Origin of the sequence: Streptomyces sp. NBC_01808 (assembly GCF_035917395.1) — a bacterium.
Lineage (GTDB): Bacteria > Actinomycetota > Actinomycetes > Streptomycetales > Streptomycetaceae > Streptomyces.
Genome location: NZ_CP109072.1, coordinates 6,078,802 through 6,099,712, shown reverse-complemented (window position 1 = coordinate 6,099,712; position 20,911 = coordinate 6,078,802). Strand labels below are relative to the sequence as shown.

20 protein-coding genes are annotated in these 20,911 nt (G+C 70.7%); 1 reads left to right on the top strand and 19 read right to left on the bottom strand.

Annotated features, from left to right (window positions below; translation table 11 throughout):
• Positions 1–94: 94 nt before the first annotated feature.
• Positions 95–1,849, top strand: a complete 1,755-nt coding sequence (locus OG946_RS27085) for a glycoside hydrolase family 18 chitinase (RefSeq protein ID WP_326800377.1) — start codon at positions 95–97, stop codon at positions 1,847–1,849.
• Positions 1,850–2,005: 156 nt separating this feature from the next.
• Here the strand turns inward: OG946_RS27085 and OG946_RS27080 are convergent, their stop codons facing one another.
• The 19 genes from OG946_RS27080 to thrB form a co-directional block, all read right to left on the bottom strand.
• On the bottom strand, positions 2,006–2,446 hold the full coding sequence (locus tag OG946_RS27080) for a DUF2550 domain-containing protein (RefSeq protein ID WP_018842171.1): 441 nt from the start codon (positions 2,444–2,446) through the stop codon (positions 2,006–2,008).
• A gap of 36 nt (positions 2,447–2,482) precedes the next feature.
• Positions 2,483–2,866, bottom strand: a complete 384-nt coding sequence (locus tag OG946_RS27075; protein ID WP_326800376.1) for a F0F1 ATP synthase subunit epsilon — start codon at positions 2,864–2,866, stop codon at positions 2,483–2,485.
• Positions 2,867–2,973: 107 nt separating this feature from the next.
• Positions 2,974–4,425: a F0F1 ATP synthase subunit beta gene (gene atpD, locus OG946_RS27070; RefSeq protein ID WP_326798601.1), complete on the bottom strand. Its 1,452-nt coding sequence runs from the start codon at positions 4,423–4,425 to the stop codon at positions 2,974–2,976.
• Positions 4,426–4,427: 2 nt separating this feature from the next.
• Positions 4,428–5,369, bottom strand: coding sequence for a F0F1 ATP synthase subunit gamma (locus OG946_RS27065; RefSeq protein WP_326798600.1), 942 nt, complete (start codon positions 5,367–5,369; stop codon positions 4,428–4,430).
• 2 nt (positions 5,370–5,371) lie between these two features.
• Positions 5,372–6,943, bottom strand: coding sequence for a F0F1 ATP synthase subunit alpha (gene atpA, locus OG946_RS27060; RefSeq protein ID WP_326798599.1), 1,572 nt, complete (start codon positions 6,941–6,943; stop codon positions 5,372–5,374).
• A 104-nt stretch (positions 6,944–7,047) separates the two neighbouring features.
• On the bottom strand, positions 7,048–7,893 hold the full coding sequence (locus tag OG946_RS27055; protein WP_326798598.1) for a F0F1 ATP synthase subunit delta: 846 nt from the start codon (positions 7,891–7,893) through the stop codon (positions 7,048–7,050).
• On the bottom strand, positions 7,890–8,456 hold the full coding sequence (locus OG946_RS27050; RefSeq protein ID WP_326798597.1) for a F0F1 ATP synthase subunit B: 567 nt from the start codon (positions 8,454–8,456) through the stop codon (positions 7,890–7,892). Before OG946_RS27050 ends, OG946_RS27055 begins: the two co-directional genes overlap by 4 nt.
• A gap of 29 nt (positions 8,457–8,485) precedes the next feature.
• Entirely contained in the window at positions 8,486–8,728 is a 243-nt protein-coding gene (atpE, locus tag OG946_RS27045) for an ATP synthase F0 subunit C (RefSeq protein WP_026276655.1), read from the bottom strand.
• A gap of 80 nt (positions 8,729–8,808) precedes the next feature.
• Positions 8,809–9,519 carry a F0F1 ATP synthase subunit A gene (atpB, locus tag OG946_RS27040; protein ID WP_326800375.1) on the bottom strand — a complete coding sequence of 237 codons (711 nt, stop codon included), beginning with the start codon at positions 9,517–9,519 and terminating at the stop codon, positions 8,809–8,811.
• Positions 9,520–9,823: 304 nt separating this feature from the next.
• Complete coding sequence (locus OG946_RS27035) at positions 9,824–10,273, bottom strand: hypothetical protein (RefSeq protein ID WP_326798596.1); 450 nt, start codon at positions 10,271–10,273, stop codon at positions 9,824–9,826.
• A 258-nt stretch (positions 10,274–10,531) separates the two neighbouring features.
• The gene (locus tag OG946_RS27030) at positions 10,532–11,905 is read right to left on the bottom strand and encodes an MraY family glycosyltransferase (protein ID WP_326798595.1); all 1,374 of its coding nucleotides are present in this window, start codon (positions 11,903–11,905) and stop codon (positions 10,532–10,534) included.
• Between the two features lie 148 nt (positions 11,906–12,053).
• A complete protein-coding gene (locus tag OG946_RS27025; protein ID WP_326798594.1) occupies positions 12,054–12,686 on the bottom strand; it encodes an arsenate reductase/protein-tyrosine-phosphatase family protein in 633 nt (210 codons plus the stop codon).
• Positions 12,683–13,330 carry an L-threonylcarbamoyladenylate synthase gene (locus tag OG946_RS27020; RefSeq protein ID WP_101421413.1) on the bottom strand — a complete coding sequence of 216 codons (648 nt, stop codon included), beginning with the start codon at positions 13,328–13,330 and terminating at the stop codon, positions 12,683–12,685. Before OG946_RS27020 ends, OG946_RS27025 begins: the two co-directional genes overlap by 4 nt.
• A 13-nt stretch (positions 13,331–13,343) precedes the next feature.
• Positions 13,344–14,201, bottom strand: a complete 858-nt coding sequence (prmC, locus tag OG946_RS27015) for a peptide chain release factor N(5)-glutamine methyltransferase (RefSeq protein WP_047018144.1) — start codon at positions 14,199–14,201, stop codon at positions 13,344–13,346.
• A 37-nt stretch (positions 14,202–14,238) separates the two neighbouring features.
• A complete protein-coding gene (gene prfA / locus OG946_RS27010) occupies positions 14,239–15,327 on the bottom strand; it encodes a peptide chain release factor 1 (protein ID WP_326798593.1) in 1,089 nt (362 codons plus the stop codon).
• Between the two features lie 121 nt (positions 15,328–15,448).
• Positions 15,449–15,670, bottom strand: a complete 222-nt coding sequence (rpmE, locus tag OG946_RS27005) for a 50S ribosomal protein L31 (protein WP_326798592.1) — start codon at positions 15,668–15,670, stop codon at positions 15,449–15,451.
• Between the two features lie 221 nt (positions 15,671–15,891).
• Positions 15,892–17,040, bottom strand: coding sequence for an LCP family protein (locus OG946_RS27000; protein ID WP_326798591.1), 1,149 nt, complete (start codon positions 17,038–17,040; stop codon positions 15,892–15,894).
• A 207-nt stretch (positions 17,041–17,247) separates the two neighbouring features.
• On the bottom strand, positions 17,248–19,236 hold the full coding sequence (gene rho / locus OG946_RS26995) for a transcription termination factor Rho (RefSeq protein WP_326798590.1): 1,989 nt from the start codon (positions 19,234–19,236) through the stop codon (positions 17,248–17,250).
• A gap of 545 nt (positions 19,237–19,781) precedes the next feature.
• On the bottom strand, positions 19,782–20,753 hold the full coding sequence (gene thrB, locus OG946_RS26990) for a homoserine kinase (RefSeq protein WP_326798589.1): 972 nt from the start codon (positions 20,751–20,753) through the stop codon (positions 19,782–19,784).
• Positions 20,754–20,911 lie beyond the last annotated feature (158 nt).

Genomic DNA, 20,911 nt, shown 5'->3' with positions numbered 1-20,911 from the left:
ACGAGGGAGACACACCTTGAGATCCCCCACCGGCAGTCGCCTGCTGAGACGCGCCACGGCCATCGTGGCCGCCGTGGCCATCCCGCTCGCCGCCATGGTCGGACTCGCCAGCCCCGCCCAGGCGGCCGGCGCCACCGCGACGTACCAGAAGGCATCAGACTGGGGCACCGGCTTCGAGGGCAGGTGGACGGTGAAGAACACCGGCACCGCGCCCCTCTCCTCCTGGTCCATTTCCTGGGACTTCCCCGCCGGCACCAGCGTCACGTCCGCCTGGGACGCCGACGTCACCAACACCGGCACCCGCTGGACCGCCAGGAACAAGTCGTACAACGGCAGCCTCGCCCCGGGCGCCAGCCTCACCTTCGGCTTCAACGGCTCCGGCAGCGGCGGCGGCAGCGTCACCAACTGCACCCTGAACGGCGACCCCTGCGACGGCGGCGGCGTCCCCGGCGACAGCGCCCCCTCGGCTCCCGGCACGCCCAGCGCCGGGACCATCACCGACACCTCCGTCGCGCTGAGCTGGACGGCGGCCACCGACGACAAGGGGATCAAGAACTACGACGTGTACCGCGGCAGCACCAAGGTCGCCACGGTCACCGGCACCACGTACACGGACACCGGCCTGACCGCCGGCTCCACGTACACCTACGGCGTCCGCGCCCGCGACACCGCGGACCAGGTCGGCCCCTCCAGCGGCTCGCGGACCGTCACCACGACGGGCGGCGGCGGCCCCGGCGGCGGCAAGATCAAGATGGGGTACTTCACCGAGTGGGGCGTCTACCAGCGCAACTACCACGCGAAGAACCTCGACACCTCCGGCACGGCACAGAAGATCAACACCATCAACTACGCCTTCGGCAACGTCCAGAACGGCCGCTGCACCATGGGCGACTCCTACGCCGCGATCGAGAAGGCGTACGGCGCCGGCGAGAGCGTCGACGGCGTGGCCGACACCTGGGACCAGCCGCTGCGCGGCAACTTCAACCAACTGCTCAAGCTGAAGAAGAAGTACCCGCACATCAAGATCCTCTGGTCCTTCGGCGGCTGGACCTGGTCCGGCGGCTTCACCCAGGCCATGCAGAACCCGGCCGCCTTCGCCCAGTCCTGCTACGACCTCGTGTACGACCCGCGCTGGCAGGGCCTCTTCGACGGCATCGACCTGGACTGGGAGTACCCCAACGCCTGCGGTCTCACCTGTGACAGCAGCGGCCCGGCCGTCATGAAGAACATGATGCAGGCGTTCCGCGCGAAGTTCGGCAACAAGCTCGTCACCGCCGCCATCACGGCCGACGCCTCCGGCGGCGGGAAGATCGACAAGGCCGACTACGCCGGCGCGGCCCAGTACGCCGACTGGTACAACGTCATGACGTACGACTTCTTCGGCGCCTGGGACGCCCAGGGCCCCACCGCCCCGCACTCGCCCCTCACCTCGTACGACGGCATCCCGATCGCCGCGTTCAACTCCGACGCCGCGATCCAGAAGCTGAAGGGCATGGGCATCCCGTCGAGCAAGCTGCTGCTCGGCGTCGGCTTCTACGGCCGCGGCTGGACCGGCGTGACGCAGAGCGCACCCGGCGGCAGCGCGACAGGACCCGCACCCGGCACGTACGAGCAGGGCATCGACGACTACAAGGAGCTGAAAGGCAGGTGCCCGACCACCGGCACGGTCGCGGGCACGGCGTACGCCCACTGCGGCAACCAGTGGTGGAGCTACGACACCCCGGCGACACTCACCGCGAAGATGACCTACGCCAAGAACCAGAACCTCGGCGGCGCGTTCATCTGGGAACTCAGCGGTGACACCGCCAACGGCGAGCTGATGACCGCGGTCCACAACGGTCTCGGCTAGGGCCTGTCGTTTGGGTCTTGCCGCGAGCCCGACGAAGATCCAAACGACAGGCCCGGTCCCTCAGACGGGCCTGAGCCCGGGGTATCCGGCGTGCGCTCGCCTCCCCGCCCCGGGTTCAGGCCCTTTCCCGTTCCCACGGACGAGTGTCCGTACGCGCTACGCCACGTTGACGCGCTGACCCGGAGGGGCCGCCTCCAGCCAGGCGAGAAAGCCGGTGAGCGCGTCCTCGCTCATCGCCAGCTCGATCCGGTCCTCGTCGTGCCGGCAGGCCAGCACGACGGCGTCGGAGAGCAGGGCGAGTTCCTCCTCGCCCGCGGGGGCCCGGCGCTCCAGCACCTCGATGCCGTCCCGCCGCAGCACGCGGCGCGGCCTCGGTGCGTACGAGAAGACGCGGAACCACTCGATGACGTCACCGCTGTAGCGGGCGACGCCGTACGCCCAGCCCTTCCCGGGCCGGTCGGCGCGGGCGGACCAGCGCAGGCTGCAGTCGAAGGTGCCGCCGGCCCGCTGGATGAGGCGGCGGCGCAAGCCGAAGAGGAAGAGGCCGAGCAGCAGCAGGGCGACCACCGCCCCGGCCAGCAGCAAAGCGAGGAACATCTCCACAGACCTCCTCGCCGCTCCTCTCGCGTGGCCTCAGCGACCCGCCACGGCCAGGAGCCGCACTTCCGCGCGCCGCTCCGCTCCCGCGTCGGTGTCGGCTTTGGCCCGCTCCAGGGCGCGCTCCGCGCGCTCCACGTCGATCTCGTCGGAGAGCTCGGCGATCTCGGCGAGCAGCGAGAGCTTGTTGTCCGCGAAGGAGATGAAGCCGCCGTGCACGGCCGCCAGGACCGTGCCCTCGCCGCTGGCGCCCGTCGTACGGATCGTCACGGGACCGGACTCCAGCACCGTGAGCAGCGGCTGGTGTCCGGGCATGATGCCGATGTCACCGGACGGGGTGCGCGCGATGACCCGGGTGGCCTCGCCGGACCAGACGCTACGGTCCGCGGCGACCAACTCGACGTGCAGCTCGGCCACGATGGCTCCTCAACTGGGGTTTAGCAGAGAATAACTGGTTTGCGGGCCGGGGGCGGGGCGAACCCCGCCCCCGGTTGGCTCGGAGCCGGTGAAAACCGCGGGCGCACCGGTCAGGAGACGCCCAGCTCCTTCGCCTTGGCCTTGAGGTCCTCCAGGCCACCGCACATGAAGAACGCCTGCTCGGGGAAGTGGTCGTACTCGCCGTCGGCGATCGCGTTGAACGCGGCGATCGACTCGTCCAGCGGCACGTCCGAGCCGTCGAGACCGGTGAACTGCTTCGCCGCGTGGGTGTTCTGCGACAGGAAGCGCTCGATCCGGCGGGCGCGGGAGACGGTGAGCTTGTCCTCCTCGGACAGCTCGTCCATACCCAGAATGGCGATGATGTCCTGCAGGTCCTTGTACTTCTGCAGGATCGCCTTCACGCGCGTGGCGCACTCGTAGTGGTCCTGCGCGATGTAGCGCGGGTCGAGCACCCGGGAGGTGGAGGCCAGCGGGTCCACCGCGGGGTAGATGCCCTTCTCCGAGATCGGACGGGACAGCTCCGTCGTCGCGTCGAGGTGGGCGAAGGTGGTCGCAGGCGCCGGGTCGGTGTAGTCGTCCGCGGGCACGTAGATCGCCTGCATCGAGGTGATCGAGTGGCCGCGGGTCGAGGTGATCCGCTCCTGGAGCAGACCCATCTCGTCCGCCAGGTTCGGCTGGTAGCCCACCGCGGAGGGCATGCGGCCCAGCAGGGTGGAGACCTCGGAGCCGGCCTGGGTGAAGCGGAAGATGTTGTCGATGAAGAACAGCACGTCCTGCTTCTGCACGTCGCGGAAGTACTCCGCCATCGTGAGACCGGCCAGGGCGACGCGCAGCCGGGTGCCCGGCGGCTCGTCCATCTGCCCGAAGACCAGCGCGGTCTGCGGCAGCACGCCGGACTCGGCCATCTCCGCGATCAGGTCGTTGCCCTCACGGGTGCGCTCGCCGACGCCGGCGAACACCGAGACACCCTCGTGCAGCTTGGCCACACGCATGATCATCTCTTGGATGAGCACGGTCTTGCCGACGCCCGCGCCGCCGAACAGGCCGATCTTGCCGCCCTTGACGTACGGGGTGAGCAGGTCGACGACCTTCAGACCGGTCTCGAACATCTCGGTCTTGGCCTCGAGCTGGTCGAACGGGGGCGCCGTGCGGTGGATCGGCCAGCGCTCCTGGATCTCCGACTCGTCGACCTCGTCGTTGAGGATCTCACCCAGGGTGTTGAACACGCGGCCCTTGGTGACGTCGCCGACGGGGACCGTCAGGCCCTCGCCGCTGTCGGTCACCGGGGCCTGGCGGACCAGGCCGTCGGTGGGCTGCATGGAGATGGCGCGGACCAGGCCCTCGCCGAGGTGCTGCGCGACCTCCAGGGTCAGCACCTTGATCTCGCCCGCCTGGGCGGGGTCGGCGACCTCGACGGTCAGCGCGTTGTAGATGTCGGGCATCGCGTCGACGGGGAACTCCACGTCGACGACCGGGCCGATGACCCGCGCGACGCGGCCGGTCGCCGTGGCCTTCGCTTCGGTGGTCGTAGCAGTGGTCATGATTATCGGTCACTCCCCGCAGAGGCGTCGGCCAGGGCGTTCGCGCCACCGACGATCTCGCTGATTTCCTGGGTGATTTCGGCCTGGCGGGCCTGGTTGGCTAGCCGCGTGAGCGACTTGATGAGCTCCTCGGCGTTGTCCGTCGCCGACTTCATCGCACGGCGGGTGGCGGCGTGCTTGGAGGCGGCCGACTGCAGCAGCGCGTTGTAGATCCGGCTCTCGACGTACCGCGGCAGCAGCGCGTCGAGCACGCCGTCCGCGGACGGCTCGAAGTCGTACAGCGCGCGGTACTCCTGCTCCTTCTTGCGCGCCTCCTCGAAGACCTCCGCGGAGTCCGCGGCGGTCTTCTCGAAGACGATCGGGAGCAGCCGCTTGTCCACCGCGGTCTGCGTCATCATCGAGTGGAACTCGGTGTAGACGATGTGGATCTCGTCCACGCCGCCCTCCGAGGTCTCCTTGCTCAGCGCCTCGATGAGCGGCGCGGCCACCCGCTTCGCGTCCGCGTAGGTCGGGTTGTCGGTGAAGCCGGTCCAGGACTCGGCCACCGGCCGCTCGCGGAAGCCGAAGTACGAGACACCCTTGCGGCCGACGATGAAGTGGTCCACCTGCCGGCCCGTACCGGTCAGCCGGTTGGTCAGCGCCTCGGCCTGCTTGATGGCGTTGGAGTTGTAGCCGCCGGCCAGACCGCGGTCGCTGGTGATCATCAGCACCGCGGCCCGCACCGGCCGCTCCACCTCGGTGGTCAGCGGGTGCTTGGTCTCGGAGCCCGCGGCCACCGCCGTGACGGCGCTGGTCAGCTCGGTCGCGTACGGCGTGGAGGCCGCCACCTGGCGCTGCGCCTTGACGACGCGCGAGGCGGCGATCATCTCCATCGCCTTGGTGATCTTCTTGGTCGCAGAGACGCTACGGATCCGCCTCTTGTAGACCCGCATCTGGGCGCCCATGCTCAGCCCTCGCCCAGCAGCTTGCCGTCCGAGGTCTCGAACTGCCGCTTGAAGGACTCGACCGCCTCGCGGAGCGCGTCGATGGTCTCGTCGGGCATCTTGCCGCCCTCACGGATACCCGTGAGCAGGTCCTTGTTCTCCCGGTGCAGGTGGTCGAGCAGCTCGCGCTCGAACCGCTTGACGTCCGCGACGGGCACGTCGTCCAGGATGCCGTTGGTGCCGGACCACACGGACACGACCTGGTCCTCGGTGGGGAAGGGCGCGTACTGCGGCTGCTTCATCAGCTCCATCATCCGCTGGCCCCGCTCCAGGGCCGCCTTGGAGGCGGCGTCCAGGTCGGAGCCGAAGGCGGCGAACGCCTCCAGCTCGCGGAACTGCGCCAGGTCCAGCTTCAGCCGTCCCGAGACCTGCCGGATCGCCCGGTGCTGGGCGGCACCGCCGACGCGGGAGACGGAGATACCGACGTTCAGCGCCGGGCGCTGGCCCGAGTTGAACAGGTCGGACTCCAGGAAGCACTGGCCGTCGGTGATGGAGATCACGTTGGTCGGGATGTACGCCGACACGTCGTTCGCCTTGGTCTCGATGACCGGCAGGCCCGTCATCGAGCCGGCGCCCAGGTCGTCCGAGAGCTTGGCGCAGCGCTCCAGCAGCCGGGAGTGCAGGTAGAAGACGTCACCGGGGTACGCCTCGCGGCCCGGCGGGCGGCGCAGCAGCAGCGACACGGCGCGGTATGCCTCGGCCTGCTTGGACAGGTCGTCGAAGATGATCAGGACGTGCTTGCCCTGGTACATCCAGTGCTGGCCGATGGCAGAGCCGGTGTAGGGAGCCAGGTACTTGAAGCCCGCGGGGTCGGACGCCGGGGCCGCCACGATCGTGGTGTACTCCAGCGCACCGGCCTCCTCCAGCGCGCCGCGCACGCCGGCGATGGTGGAGCCCTTCTGGCCGATCGCCACGTAGATGCAGCGGACCTGCTTGTTCGGGTCGCCGGAGCGCCAGTTGTCGCGCTGGTTGATGATCGTGTCGATGCCGAGGGCGGTCTTGCCCGTCTGCCGGTCACCGATGATCAACTGGCGCTGGCCGCGGCCGATGGGGGTCATCGCGTCGACGGCCTTGTAGCCGGTCTCCATCGGCTCGTGCACCGACTTGCGCTGCATGACCGAGGGAGCCTGCAGCTCCAGCGCACGGCGGCCCTCGGTCGCGATCTCACCGAGGCCGTCCACCGCGTTGCCCAGGGGGTCGACGACCCGGCCCAGGTAACCGTCGCCGACCGGCACGGAGAGGACCTCTCCGGTACGGGTGACCGGCTGCCCCTCCTCGATGCCCCTGAACTCGCCGAGGACGACCGCACCGATCTCCCGCTCCTCCAGGTTGAGGGCGAGGCCGAGGGTGCCGTCCTCGAACTTCAGCAGCTCGTTCGCCATCGCCGAGGGCAGCCCCTCGATCTTGGCGATGCCGTCCATGGCCTGCGATACCGTGCCGACCTCTTCGCGCGAGGCCGCGTCCGGCTGGTACGACTGGACATAGCTCTCCAGCGCGTCCCGGATCTCCTCCGGCCGGATCGTGAGCTCCGCCATCTGGGTTCCCTGCTCTCCTTGTTGGGCCCGTAAGTTCTTGCGTCCACGGCCCAACTCGGGCCGCTGGTGATCCTCTGGAGTTGGTGTGTGACGGCCGGTGACCGTCAGCCCCGCATACCGCGCTTCACCTCGTCGAGGCGGTCGGCGACGGAGCCGTTGATGACCTCGTCGCCCACCCGCACCGAGATCCCGCCGAGGACCGCGGGGTCCACGTCCAGGTTCAGGTGCATGTCCCTGCCGTACAGCCGGGACAGCGCGGCGCCCAGGCGCTCCTTCTGCCCGTCGCTGAGCGGCACGGCGGTGGACACGACCGCGACCATCCGGCCCCGGCGCTCCGCGGCGAGCTTGGACAGGGCCTCCAGGCCCCCTTCCAGGCTACGGCCCCGCGGCCGTTCGACGAGCCGCACGACCAGCCGCTCGGTGACCGGGTTGGCCCGGCCGCCCAGCAGCGTGTGCAGCAGCCCGGCCTTGGCGGCTCCGGTGCCCACCCGGTCGGTGAGCGCCCCGCGGAGCTGCTTGTCGCCCGTGACGATCCGGCCGAACCGGAACAGCTCGTCCTCCACCTCGTCGAGCTGCCCCGCCCGCTGCGCGGCGGTGAGGTCCGCGGTGTCGGCGAGCTCCTCGAGCACGTCGACCAGGTCACGCGCCCGCGACCAGCGGGCCCGTACCATCCCGGCGACCAGGTCGGCGGCCTCGCCGCCGATCTGCCCGCCGAGGACCCGGCCGACCAGCTCGGCCTTGGCCTCGCCTGGCTGCGCCGGGTCGGTCAGCGCCCGCCGCAGCGTCACCTCGCGGTCCAGCAGGGCGGTCACGGCGGCCAGTTCCTCGGCCAGAGACGACACAGCGTCGACCGAGGACGGGGCATCCCCAGCGAAGCGAGGGGAATTGTCGGTCAGCGCGTCGAGCTGCTCCCGGGCGGCGGCCAGCGCCTCGCGGCTCGCTCCGTTCATGCCCCGGCCTCGGCCTTCGTCCCGGACTGGGCGGCGGCCTTGGCCTCCAGCTCGTCCAGGAACCGGTCGACGACGCGGCTCTGCCGGGCGTGGTCCTCCAGGGACTCGCCGACCAGCCGGCCGGCCAGCTCGGTGGCCAGCGCGCCGACGTCCTGGCGCAGCGCCAGCGAAGCGGCCTTCTTGTCGGCCTCGACCTGGGCGTGACCGGCAGCGATGATCTCCTCACGCTGCCGCTGGCCCTCGGCCCGCATCTCGGCGATGAGAGCCGAACCCTGCTCGCGAGCCTCCTCGCGCAGCCGGTTGGCCTCGTGCCGGGCCTCGGCGAGCTGGGCCTTGTACTGGTCGAGCGTCTGCTCCGCCTCGATCTGGGCGGCCTCGGCCTTCTCCATGCCGCCTTCGATGGCCGCCTTGCGCTCCTCCAGCACCTCGTTGATACGCGGCAGGAGCTTCTTGGCCAGCAGGCCGAAGACGATGAGGAAGGCGATCAGGCCGATGACGAGTTCCGGCAACGGCGGGATGAGAGGGTTCTGCTCCTCTGATGCCGCGATCTGCAGGAGGTTCACATCGGTGCCTTTCGTCGTAAGGAGTCCGCTCAGGACGGGTAAACGAACGGCATGACGATGCCGATGAGGGCGAGCGCCTCACAGAAGGCGAAGCCCAGAATCATGTTCTGCCGGATCAGGCCGACAGCCTCGGGCTGGCGGGCCATGGCCTGCACACCGTTACCGAAGATGTAGCCGATGCCGACACCGGGGCCGATCGCGGCGAGGCCGTAGCCGATGGCGCCGAGGTTGCCCTTGATCTCGACGGCGGCGAGAGTCTCCATGACAGCCATGGGTGTTTCTTCCTTCTCTTCTACGGGCCGGTGGGGGTTGGCCACCGGACGATTCGGGGTGGTACGGGTGGTGCGGTGGCTCAGTGCGCCTCTTCGAGCGCGCCCGAGATGTAGCTGGCGGTCAGCACGACGAACACGTACGCCTGGACGGCCTGGATGAACAGCTCGAAGGCGATCATCACCATGACCATCACGAAGGCCACGGGCGCGTAGGCGAAGCCCCAGCTGTTCATGAAGAACCAGGTGGCGATGGTGAACATCACGAGCAGCAGGTGGCCGGCGAACATGTTCGCGAAGAGCCGCACCGCGTGCGTGAAGGGCCGCACGAGCACGTTGGAGAAGAACTCGATCAGCATGACCAGCGGCAGCACGCCGCCCAGCGACTTGTCGTAGCCGGTGAGGTTCTTGAACCCGCCGGCGAAGCCGTGCCGCTTGAAGGTCAGGGTCATCCAGGTCAGCCAGACCAGGATCGCCAGGGCGGCGGGGAAGGCGATGATCGAGGTCACCGGGAACTGCGCGAGCGGGATGATCGACCAGAGGTTCATCAGCCAGATGAAGAAGAAGAGGGAGACCAGCAGCGGCACCCACTTCTCGCCTTCCTTCTTGCCGATGGTCTCGTAGACGATGCCGCGGCGGACGAAGTCGTAGCCCGACTCGGCGACCATCTGCAGCTTGCCGGGGACGACCTTGGGGCTGGCGAACGCCTTCCAGAAGAAGACGCAGAGCACCAGCGTCGTCACCAGCGCCAGCAGAATCGGCTTGTTGAACTCGAAGCCGCCGATCGTGAACATCGGCTTGAAGACGAACGAGTGCAGGCCGGGGGACTGGAAGCCGCAACCACCATCAACGAAGATCTTGCAACTCGCGTCGAAAGCGAGCGTCGTATCAGCAGCACTCACCGGCGAGCTCCTTCGGCGTGACGCATGGCTACGGCAACCTCAATGTGTCGGCGTTGTGCACCGCTGGAGAGCGGTACGTGACAGGACGGGATACGGCCGGCGGGGTGCGGTGCGGCCCTGCGGCCCACTGCGCACGCGCGCACCGGCGCGGCAGGGGGACCATAGCAGTCACGGATCACTGCTCGGTCAGCGGGTCTCATCGCCCGGCCTCGGTGGCTGTACCGGAGCGCTGTTCACCCGCTCCGGTTTCTCGCTCCGGTTCCACGTACGGCAACTTCAGCCGGAAGTGGGTACGGCCCATGGCGGCGGTGAACACCAGCGCCGCGGCGAGCACCGTGAAGCCGAACGCCTTGGTGTTGAAGAGCGTCGTGTCCTTGAAGAGGCCCATGACGACGGCGAGCAGCAGCACCTGCGAGGTGTAGGTGATCAGCGCGATCCCGAGGAAGAGCTCGGGGTTCTTGCGCGAGAAATGCTGGAGTGCGAAGAGGCCGAGACAGAAGAAGGCAAGGACCACCACGGTGGCTGCGGCGGCTCCCACACCGCCCTTCACACCGGCCGCGAGTGAGCTGATGATCACTGCGACGACGCCGGCGAGGGCGGTCGGGATCGCGGCGCCACGGAGGATCCGGGCGTCGTTGACCTGCATATGAGGAGTCTCCGGCGGGAGTCGGGAGCAACTGGTCGACGGTGACGAGCATGTCCCCCGGAGCGAGTGCACCGCGTCGAGGGGCATCGCGCCAGAGAACCGTCGCACTACGGTCCTTCGGCTCTGCACCGGGTTCTCGTGAACGGTATCACAAGCATCTTGACCCGAGCTTTACTCAGGAAGTGTGCTGCCCGTCACACGAAGGGGCTACGTCGGCCACGTCGCTCCGCTCACCTGGAGATATGCCTGCTACGGCGGTCAATGTCCGGACCGGCGCCAGCGCGAGCGCTCCCCCACGGCCGTGGAACCGCTGATGCCGGCGGGCACGAGCTCGTGCTCCTGTGAACCGGGCGTCCCCTTCGTCCCGTTCGTCCCGGTGGCCGCGACGCCGCCGGCCGGCGCCGGGTCGCCCTGCGGCCCCGTACCGTCGCCCGGCCCCTCGCCGCCGGGCCCGTCGCCGGCGTCCCCGGGGCGGCGGTAGCGCGGCGGTACGAGCCTGTTGGCCCAGGACGGCGTCTTCGGGGCGAACCGCGGCAGCAGCAGCAGCACGAGCCCCGCGGCGCTCAACCCGACCGCCACCAGCACCAACCAGACGTTGTCGGCCTGCACCGAGAACGCCACCATCCCGAACGCGACCAGCGCCGACCAGAAGTACATGAGCAGCACGGCCCGCATGTGCGAGTGGCCCATCTCCAGCAGCCGGTGGTGCAGATGCCCCCGGTCCGCCGCGAACGGCGACTGGCCGCGCCACGTGCGCCGTACGACCGCCAGCACCAGGTCCAGCATCGGGATCGCCAGGATCGTCAGCGGCAGCACCAGCGGGATGAACACCGGCACCGTCGAGCGCACCGCCTCCTTCTCGCTGCCCGCGAAGACCTTCAGTGCGTCCGGATCCACCTGACCGGTGATCGAAATCGCCCCGGCGGCCAGCACCAGGCCCAGCAGCATCGATCCCGAGTCGCCCATGAAGATCCGCGCCGGGTGCACGTTGTGCGGAAGGAAGCCGACGCACATGCCCAGCAGCACGGCGGAGAAGAGCGCGGCGGGGGCGGCGGCCTCGATCCCGTAGCCGAACCAGATGCGGTACGCGTAGATGAAGAACGCCGCCGAGGCGATGCCCACCATGCCGGCGGCCAGCCCGTCGAGGCCGTCCACGAAGTTGACGGCGTTGATCGAGATGACGACGAGCGCGACGGTCAGCAGCGTGCCCTGCATCGGCGTCAGCACGACCGTGCCCACGCCCGGGACGGGGATCCACAGGATCGTCAGGCCCTGCAGCACCATGACGCCCGCGGCGATCATCTGCGCGCCGAGCTTGAGCAGGGCGTCCACGCCCCACTTGTCGTCCAGCACGCCGATCAGCCAGATCAGCGCGGCACCGGACAGCAGCGCCTTGGGCTCGTTGAGCTCGAAGACCCGCTCGAAGGCCTGCAACTGCGACGCGACGAGCAGCGCGGCGCACATCCCGCCGAACATGGCGATGCCGCCGAGCCTCGGCGTCGGCTCGCTGTGCACGTCACGGTCCCGGATTTCCGGCATCGCGCCGGCCGCGATCGCGAACTTCCGCACCGGGCCGGTCAGCAGATACGTGACAGCGGCTGCGATGCACAGCGTCAGCAGGTATTCACGCACAAGCTGCCCCAGAGGTTTCGCTGTTCCGTTCAGCCACACACATTAGCCCGCTCCCGGCCCTCCGTTCTCCGGGTACGGACGCAAGGCCCGTCCGGGCCCGTACAGAAATAGACCCCTCAGGCGCCCGACCGGTTGCATCCGGCCATCGTCAGGCGGCCGCCGGCGCCCCTGTGAGCGCCGTCACCACCGGGTCCAGCGCCTGCCCGATCTCCTCGCCGATCCGCCGGAAGTACGGCACCGGCGCCCCGTACGGGTCGTACACCTCGTCCGCCGCCGGGCTGGGCGCCAGCAGCCAGCCGCGCAGCGCCGCCGCGGCCTGGACCAGCGCGTGCGCGCGCGCCACCGGGCCCTCGCGGGCCGGCGGCAGCGTGGCGGAATCTATGGCCCGTACCAGCCGGGCGAACTCCTTGAGCGTGAACGTGCGCAGCCCCGCGGAGTGGCCCATGGAGATCACCTGCGCCCGGTGGTCCCGGGTCGCGGTCAGCACCAGATCCGCCCGGATCACGTGCTCGTCGCGCAGCTCCCGGGCCGCGAACCCGTCCGGGTCCGCCCCCGACTCCCGCAGCACCGTCGCCGCGTGCGCCTCCATCGGCGCCCCCTCGTGCCCCCAGGTGCCCGCGCTCTCCACCGCGATGCCCGCCGCGGGCCGCGGGCCGAGGCGCACGTCGAGGGCATGCCGCGTCAGCCGCTCGGTGATCGGCGAGCGGCAGACGTTGCCGGTGCTGACGTGGAGGATCCGGAATCCCTGTATGTCCCCCGTGCGCCCTTCGGGCGCGGTCAACTGGCGACCTCGAGCCCGCCTGCGACCTCGCGCAGTTGCTCCGCGGTCACCGCGCCCTCGCGCAGCAGCACCGGCGTGCGGCCGGTGATGTCCACGATCGAGGAGGGCACCGCGGCCGGCGTCGGGCCGCCGTCGAGATAGACCGAGACCGACTCCCCCAGCATCTCCTGGGCGGCGTCGCAGTCCTGCGGGGCGGGGTGGCCGGTGAGGTTGGCGCTGGAGACGGCCATCGGGCCGACTTCCTTGAGCAGTTCGAGCGCCACGGGGTGCAGCGGCATCCGCACCGCCACCGTGCCGCGGGTCTCGCCCAGGTCCCAGGTGAGCGACGGCTGGTGCTTGGCGACGACGGTCAACGCGCCCGGCCAGAAGGCGTCGATCAGCTCCCACGCCTCCTCGCTGAGGTCCTTGACGAGCCCGTGCAGCGTGTTCGGCGAGCCGATGAGCACCGGCGTGGGCATGCTGCGCCCGCGGCCCTTGGCGTCCAGCAGCGCCGCCACCGCCTCGTCGGCGAAGGCGTCGGCGCCGATGCCGTAGACCGTGTCGGTGGGCAGGACGACCAGCTCGCCGCGGCGGACTGCGGACGCGGCCTCGCGCAGCCCGGTCCTGCGATCGGCCGCATCGCTGCAGTCGTAGCGCCGTGCCATGTCAATCTCCTTCTCAGGTACGGACCCTGCGGGCGGTCGCGAATCGAGGCCGGTTGTTGAGGTCGGGGTGGTCGGCGGCGTCCGCCCAGCCGCGTTCCTCGGTGAAGAGCCACGGCACCTGGCCGCCCTGGGTGTCGGCGTGCTCGACGACCAGCACCCCGCCGGGGCGCAGCAGCCGCCGGGCCGCGACCTCCAGACCGCGGATGAGGTCGAGGCCGTCCTCGCCCGAGAAGAGCGCGGCCTGCGGGTCGTGGTCGCGGGCTTCCGGGGCGACATGCTCCCACTCGGTCAGCGGGATGTAGGGCGGATTGCTGATGACCAGGTCGACCTGGCCGTTCAGCTCCGGCAGCGCGGTGCGCGCGTCTCCATGGTGCAGCACGACCCGGGCGCCGCCGTCGTTGTGCGCGGCGTTCTTACGGGCCCAGTTGAGCGCCGTCTCCTCCAGCTCGACCGCGTGCACGGCGGCCCGCGGCACCTCCTGCGCCATGGCCAGCGCGATGGCGCCGGATCCGGTGCACAGGTCGACGATGAGCGGCTCGACGACGTCCATGGCGCGGACGGCCGCTATGGCCCAGTCCACCACGGACTCGGTCTCCGGCCGGGGCACGAAGACGCCGGGGCCGACCTGGAGTTCCAGATAGCGGAAGTAGGCGACGCCGGTGATGTGCTGCAGCGGTTCGCGGGCCTCGCGGCGGGCGACGGCCTCCCAGTAGCGGGCGTCGAAGTCGGCGTCGGCGACGCGGTGCAGCTCGCCGCGGGGCACGCCGTGCACGTACGCCGCCAGCTCCTCCGCGTCGAACCGCGGGGAGGGCACACCGGCGTCGGCGAGCCGCCGCGTGGCCTGTGCCACTTCGACGAGCAGCAGGTTCACGTTCCCTCCGGTCCCTCGGCCGTATCCCGTGCGGTGCTCAGCCCGCGTCCGCGAGCTTGGCCGCGGCGTCCGCGTCCACGCATGCCTGGATCACCGCGTCCAGCTCCCCGTCGAGCACCTGGTCCAGGTTGTACGCCTTGAACCCGACCCGGTGGTCGGAGATCCGGTTCTCCGGGAAGTTGTACGTGCGGATGCGCTCCGACCGGTCCACCGTACGCACCTGGCTGCGGCGCGCGTCCGCCGCCTCCTTCTCCGCCTCCTCCTGCGCCTCGGCGAGCAGCCTCGCCCGCAGGATACGCATCGCCTGCTCCCTGTTCTGAAGCTGGCTCTTCTCGTTCTGGCAGGAGACCACGATGCCGGTGGGCAGGTGCGTGATGCGTACCGCGGAGTCCGTCGTGTTGACGGACTGCCCGCCGGGGCCCGAGGAGCGGTAGACGTCGATGCGGAGGTCGTTGGGGCCGATCTCGACCTCGTCGACGTCCTCGGCCTCGGGCAGCACCAGCACGCCGGCGGCGGAGGTGTGGATCCGGCCCTGCGACTCGGTGGCCGGCACCCGCTGCACGCGGTGCACGCCGCCCTCGTACTTCAGCCGCGCCCACACGCCCCGGCCGGGCTCGGCGGCCCCTTGACCGGCGCTTCCCTTGAGCTTCACCGAGACGGAGACGTCCTTGTAGCCGCCGAGGTCGGACTCGTTGGCGTCCAGCAGCTCCGTCTTCCAGCCCTGCCGCTCGGCGTAGCGCAGGTACATCCGCAGCAGGTCCCCGGCGAACAGCGCGGACTCCTCGCCGCCCTCGCCGGCCTTGACCTCCAGGATGACGTTCTTGTCGTCGCTGGGATCGCGCGGTACGAGCAGCAGCCGCAGCCGCTCCGTGAGGTCCTCGCGCTCCCGCTCCAGGCTCTTGGCCTCGGCGGCGAAGTCCGGGTCCTCCGCGGCCAGCTCGCGGGCGGCGGCGGCGTCCTCGCCGGCCCGCTCCCAGGCGCGGTAGGCGGCGATGATCGGGGTCAGCTCGGCGTAACGCTTGTTGAGCCGGGTGGCGCGGCGCTGGTCGGCGTGCACGCCGGGGTCCGCGAGCTGCTGCTCAAGGGTGGCGTGCTCGCCGATGAGATCCTTGACGACCTCGAACATCGTGGGGCGCTCCGTAGGGGGAAGTAGCAGGACCGAGGGCGGGCGGCCGGACGGGACGAAAAACGTGCGCCGGCCCGGTCCGCCCCTCTTCGGGGCGGCCGGCCCGGCGCACGCGGACGAGCTACTTCTTCGCCGCGGGCTGCTTGCCGAAGCGGGCCTCGAAGCGGGCCACGCGGCCACCGGTGTCGAGGATCTTCTGCTTGCCCGTGTAGAACGGGTGGCACGCGGAGCAGATGTCCGCGCGGATGGTGCCGGAGGTGACGGTGCTCCGGGTGGTGAAGGAGTTACCACAGGTACAGCTCACCGTGGTCTCCACGTACTCCGGGTGGATGTCGCGCTTCAAGGGATTCTCCTAAGGTTCGGGAGGGCTCCGGGTCGATCGGCGGGATGCGTCACGTGAACCGGGGCCGACGTACCAGTCTACGAGGACCGGTCGTGCTCGCCAAAACGGGTCCCGGGCCCGCTTTATTCCACGCCAGGCGCCGCGGCGGGTGGCGCACGGACGGCGGCCCGAACGCGGTACGGAAGTGGCGGGGGCGGGTCCGGGGCGCTCACGCTCCGGGGTCAGTTCGCCGCCGCCTGTGCACCGCCGCCGGGCGCGACCTCCTCCAGGCCGTCGCCGCCGGCCGGCGGGGCGGCGACCACGTCGCGCTCGCCCTGCCCGCCCGCGTTCCCCTTCAGCGCGGACTTCGGTATCGGCCGGTCCTCCCGCAGCGCCTTCCAGACCTGCGCGGACTCCTTCTCCATCGGCACCACGCGGTTGCTGTCCTGCTTGTCGGCCGTCACCGGCAGGGTCACCATCTGCATGTCGTTCGGGCCTATGTCGCCCAGGCTCTCGGCCAGCCGGCGCAGCTTGTTCACCGTGCCGAGACCGTCGTCCGTGGTGATCGACTTGGTGGCGGTGTCGGCGAGCCCGATGAGCTTCGCGGGGCTGGTCAGCAGGTCGACCTGGCCGACCTGCTGCACCAGCGCCTTGACGAACACCTGCTGCAGCTCTATCCGGCCCAGGTCGCTGCCGTCGCCGACGCCCTTGCGGGTACGGACCAGGCCGAGCGCCTGCTCGCCGTCCAGGGTGTGCGTGCCGGCCTTGAGGTCGAGGTGGCTGTCGGGGTCGTCGATGTCCTGGCGGGTGGTGATCTCCACCCCGCCGAGCTGGTTGATGAGCCGCTTGAAGCCGCTGAAGTCGACCTCGACGAAGTGGTCCATGCGCACCCCGGTCATCTTCTCCACGGTCTTGACCGTGCAGGCCGGGCCGCCGACGGAGTACGACTCGTTGAACATCGCGCGCTTCGCGGCCGGCGCGGTGTCGCCGTCGTCGCGGCTGCACTCGGGGCGGTCGACGAGGGTGTCGCGGGGGATGCTGACGACGCTGGCGCGCTTCCGGTCCTCGTAGACGTGCACGATCATCGCGGTGTCGGAGCGGGCGCCGCCGCCGTCGCGGCCGTATTTGGCGTTGTCGCCGGCCCGGGAGTCGGAGCCGAGGACGAGGATGTCCGTGGAGCCGTTCGGCAGGTCCTCCGGCCGGTCCCCGCCGAGCTTGGCGTCGAGGTCGACGCTGGTCAGATTGCCGTTGAGGCGGAAGTAGAGGTACGTGAAGCCGGCCCCGCCGAGGACCATCACCCCGACAAGCGTCCAGACCGCCACGAGGACCGCCTTGCGGCGGCGGCTGCGCGGCCGGTGGCCGGGATCCCCGTCGTCGTACGGTTCCGTCATCGGCTCCTCACCTCAGCCGCTCAGGTCCCTGGATTGCCGCGGGTAAATCCGATCTTTTCCCCACATTCCCCGACAGGGATCACCTAAAAGGGTTACACACGTACTGCTGAACGCGCAAAAGCCTCCCCTCGTTCCAAGGGGAGGCTTTTGCCTACGAAAACTGCCCGACCTGCACCGGTTCGCGTGGAACCGGCGCCGGGTTGCGCGTCAGTCGCCGTTGGGCGTGGGCGTGGTCTTCTGGATCTGGAGCAGGAACTCCGCGTTGCTCTTGGTCTGCTTCATCTTGTCCAGCAGCAGCTCCATGGCCTGCTGCTGGTCGAGCGCGTGCAGCACCCGGCGGAGCTTCCAGACGATGGCCAGCTCGTCGCTGCCCATCAGGATCTCCTCCTTGCGGGTGCCGGAGGCGTCCACGTCGACCGCGGGGAAGATGCGCTTGTCCGAGAGCTTGCGGTCGAGCCGCAGCTCCATGTTGCCGGTGCCCTTGAACTCCTCGAAGATCACCTCGTCCATCCGCGAGCCGGTCTCGACCAGCGCGGTGGCCAGGATGGTCAGCGAGCCGCCGTCCTCGATGTTGCGCGCGGCGCCGAAGAACTTCTTCGGCGGGTAGAGCGCCGTGGAGTCCACACCGCCGGACAGGATGCGGCCGGAGGCCGGCGCCGCCAGGTTGTACGCGCGGCCGAGCCGGGTGATCGAGTCGAGCAGCACGACGACGTCGTGGCCCAGCTCGACGAGCCGCTTGGCCCGCTCGATGGACAGCTCGGCGACCGTGGTGTGGTCCTCCGCGGGCCGGTCGAAGGTCGAGGAGATGACCTCGCCCTTCACCGACCGCTGCATGTCGGTGACCTCCTCGGGCCGCTCGTCGACGAGGACGACCATGAGGTGGCACTCGGGGTTGTTCGTGGTGATCGCGTTGGCGATCGACTGCAGGATCATCGTCTTGCCGGTCTTCGGCGGCGCCACGATCAGGCCGCGCTGCCCCTTGCCGATGGGCGAGACCAGGTCGATGATCCGCGGCGTCAGCGCGCCCGGGTCGCTCTCCAGGCGCAGCCTGTCCTGCGGGTAGAGCGGGGTGAGCTTGCCGAACTCCGCCCGGCCGCGGCTCTGTTCGGGACCCTGGCCGTTGACCGAGTCGAGCCGGACGAGCGCGTTGAACTTCTCCCGGCGCTCGCCGTCGCGCGGCTGGCGCACCGCGCCCGTGACGTGGTCGCCCTTGCGCAGGCCGTTCTTGCGCACCTGGGCCAGCGAGACGTACACGTCGTTGGGGCCCGGCAGGTAGCCGGAGGTGCGGACGAAGGCGTAGTTGTCGAGGATGTCGAGGATGCCCGCGACCGGGATCAGGACGTCGTCCTCGGCGATCTGCGGCTCGCTGTAGTCCTCGCGGCCGCCGCGGCGCCCGCGGCGGTCGCGGTAGCGGCCCCTGCGGCCGCGCCTGCCGCCGTCGAAGTCGTCGTCCTGCTGCTGTTGCTGCTGCCGGCCGCCGCCCTGGCTCTGCTGTCCGCCGCCACCGCCCTGGCCGCCGCCGTCGTCGCCCTTGTTGCGGCGGTTCTGCCGGTCGCGGCGCCCGCCGCCCTGCCGGTCGCCGCCGCCCTGGCGGTCGCCCTTCTGCCGGCCGCCGTCGCCGGACTGCTTGGCGTCGCCGCCCTTCTCGGAGGACTTGTCGGCCTTCTCGGCCTTCTCGGCCTTCTCCGCCTTGTCGGCCCGGTCGGCCTTCTCGCCGCCGTTCTGCTCGGCGGTGTCCTGCACCTTGACGGGCTGGCCCGGAATGTCGATCCGCGAGTCGCCGTCGTCCTTGCGGCCGTCGCCCTCGGCCTGCTCGGCCGCGTCGGTACGGGCCCGGGAGGTCGCCCGGCGCTTCGGCCGCGCCGCGCCGTCGGCCTGTGCGTCCTTGCCCGCCTTGTCGGCGGCCTTCTCGGCCTTGGCCTCGGCGGGCTTGCCGCCGTCGGCGCCCTGCCTCTCCTTGATCACCTCGATGAGCTGGCTCTTGCGCATCCGAGCGGTGCCCCGGATCCCGAGGCCGGATGCGATCTGCTGGAGCTCCGCCAGGACCATGCCCTCCAGGCCGGCGCCGCGACGGCGCCTGGTCGAACCGGCGGTGGTTGCGGGAGCCCCCCCAGTCTCCTGCTGGGAGGCACCCCCAGAAGCTGGGCTGGCGGCGTTCTCTGCGTTGACGCCCATCAGATCGGTGGTGTCGCTCACGAAGGGTCCTTCCCTGGAGCGGTGCGTCGGCCTGTCTGGCTCGGCGACCGGTCGTGCTCTCCGGCTGCGGCCCGTGCGTTTGCGTCCGCGGGTCCGCGTCGGTGCGGTGGTCCGCCGTACGGCGGTGAAGACTGTGCAGGGTCGGCATGCTGATGGCGCGAGGCACTCGGGTGGGTGTCACGCACGACAGCGGTGCCGATTCGGGAGCGTCACTGCACCGGCAGGCTGCTCAGGCAATGTGGAAGGCTCCCGGAAGAAAGGCTGCCCCGCTGGGGAATTCCCCTGGGACCTGCCCCCGGGCCCTGCGGCCCGGAGAGACCCCAGCACACAGCACGGCCGTGTGGAACCTACGACTGGAGTGCGCTGGTGCTGCCTTGAGGTTAACACTATCGGATCCTGCAGACATTCCCCCTCTCCCGGCGCCGGGGCCCGGTTCCGTGTTGTGCGGCCGGTGGTGCGGGTCGTCGTTTGCGGACGGTGCGCGCGGGCCCGCTGACCTGCGCGTGGTGCCCGCGTACGTCGCGTGGCACGGCCGCCGCGGCCGGTCAGGCCAGCGGCAGCACGCTCGCCCCCTCCCGGTCGAGGGCCAGCCGGTTGGCCGCCCAGCCCTCGCCCGCCGAACGGGCGACCTTCTCGGCCGCGCCGTCCTCGGCGAACGCCAGCACCGTCGGCCCCGCGCCGGAGATCACCGCGGGCACGCCGTCCGCGCGCAGCCGCGCCACCAGCGCCGTGCTCTCCGGCATCGCGGGCGCACGGTAGTCCTGGTGCAGCCGGTCCTCGGTGGCGGTGAGCAGCAGCTCGGGGCGCCGGGTCAGCGCCTCGACGAAGAGCGCCGCGCGGGCGGCGGTCAGCGCCGCGTCGGCGTGCGGCACCGTACGGGGCAGCAGGCCGCGGGCCTCCGCGGTGGACAGCGGGTTGCCGGGCACGAACACCACCGGCACCACGCCCCCGGCCGGCTCCAGCCGGATGGCCCGTACCGCCGCGGGGGCGTCCCCGGGGGCCGTGCCCGCGCCGCCCGTGCCGTCGTCCGTCCAGGCCAGCGTGAAGCCGCCGAGCAGACAGGCCGCGACGTTGTCGGGGTGGCCCTCCAGCTCCGTCGCCAGCTCCAGCAGTGCCGCCCGCTCGGGCGCGTCCAGGGCGCCCGACCGCTCGGCGCCGCCTATCGTCACCGCCCGCGCCGCGATGATGCCGGCGCAGATCGCCGCGGCGGAGGAACCAAGCCCGCGGCCGTGCGGAATGCGGTTGGCGCACACCACCTCAAGGCCCCGCGGCTGCCCGCCCAGCGCCTCGAAGGCGCTGCGCATGGCCCGTACGAGCAGGTGGGACTCGTCCCGCGGCAGGTTCTCCGCGCCCTCGCCGGCGATGTCGACGTGCAGCCCGGACTCGGCGACCCGGACGACCACGTCGTCGTACAGCCCGAGGGCGAGGCCGAACGTGTCGAAGCCGGGGCCGAGGTTGGCGCTGGTCGCCGGCACGCGGACGCGTACGGGCGCGGCGCGGAAGGCTGGACCGGCCATCGCTTGCGTGACTCTCCTTGTGACTCTCACCCGGTCTCCCGGGCGGTGGGGGAAATCAGCTCGGTTACGACTGTGCCCGACCGGCGCCCCCGCGGCACGCCGTGCGCGCGCGGACGGGCGGTGCGGACGACAGACGGAAGGGGGTGCCCGGGACACTC

Coding starts and splice junctions, on each gene's coding strand:
- OG946_RS27085 (WP_326800377.1), top strand. CDS start 95: ATGGTCGGACTCGCCAGCCCCGCCCAGGCGGCCGGCGCCACCGCGACG.
- OG946_RS27080 (WP_018842171.1), bottom strand. CDS start 2,446: ATGTTCCTCGCTTTGCTGCTGGCCGGGGCGGTGGTCGCCCTGCTGCTG.
- atpD (WP_326798601.1), bottom strand. CDS start 4,425: ATGACCACTGCTACGACCACCGAAGCGAAGGCCACGGCGACCGGCCGC.
- OG946_RS27065 (WP_326798600.1), bottom strand. CDS start 5,369: ATGGGCGCCCAGATGCGGGTCTACAAGAGGCGGATCCGTAGCGTCTCT.
- atpA (WP_326798599.1), bottom strand. CDS start 6,943: ATGGCGGAGCTCACGATCCGGCCGGAGGAGATCCGGGACGCGCTGGAG.
- OG946_RS27055 (WP_326798598.1), bottom strand. CDS start 7,893: ATGAACGGAGCGAGCCGCGAGGCGCTGGCCGCCGCCCGGGAGCAGCTC.
- atpE (WP_026276655.1), bottom strand. CDS start 8,728: ATGGCTGTCATGGAGACTCTCGCCGCCGTCGAGATCAAGGGCAACCTC.
- atpB (WP_326800375.1), bottom strand. CDS start 9,519: ATGTTCACGATCGGCGGCTTCGAGTTCAACAAGCCGATTCTGCTGGCG.
- OG946_RS27035 (WP_326798596.1), bottom strand. CDS start 10,273: ATGCAGGTCAACGACGCCCGGATCCTCCGTGGCGCCGCGATCCCGACC.
- OG946_RS27020 (WP_101421413.1), bottom strand. CDS start 13,330: ATGGCACGGCGCTACGACTGCAGCGATGCGGCCGATCGCAGGACCGGG.
- prfA (WP_326798593.1), bottom strand. CDS start 15,327: ATGTTCGAGGTCGTCAAGGATCTCATCGGCGAGCACGCCACCCTTGAG.
- OG946_RS27000 (WP_326798591.1), bottom strand. CDS start 17,040: ATGACGGAACCGTACGACGACGGGGATCCCGGCCACCGGCCGCGCAGC.
- thrB (WP_326798589.1), bottom strand. CDS start 20,753: ATGGCCGGTCCAGCCTTCCGCGCCGCGCCCGTACGCGTCCGCGTGCCG.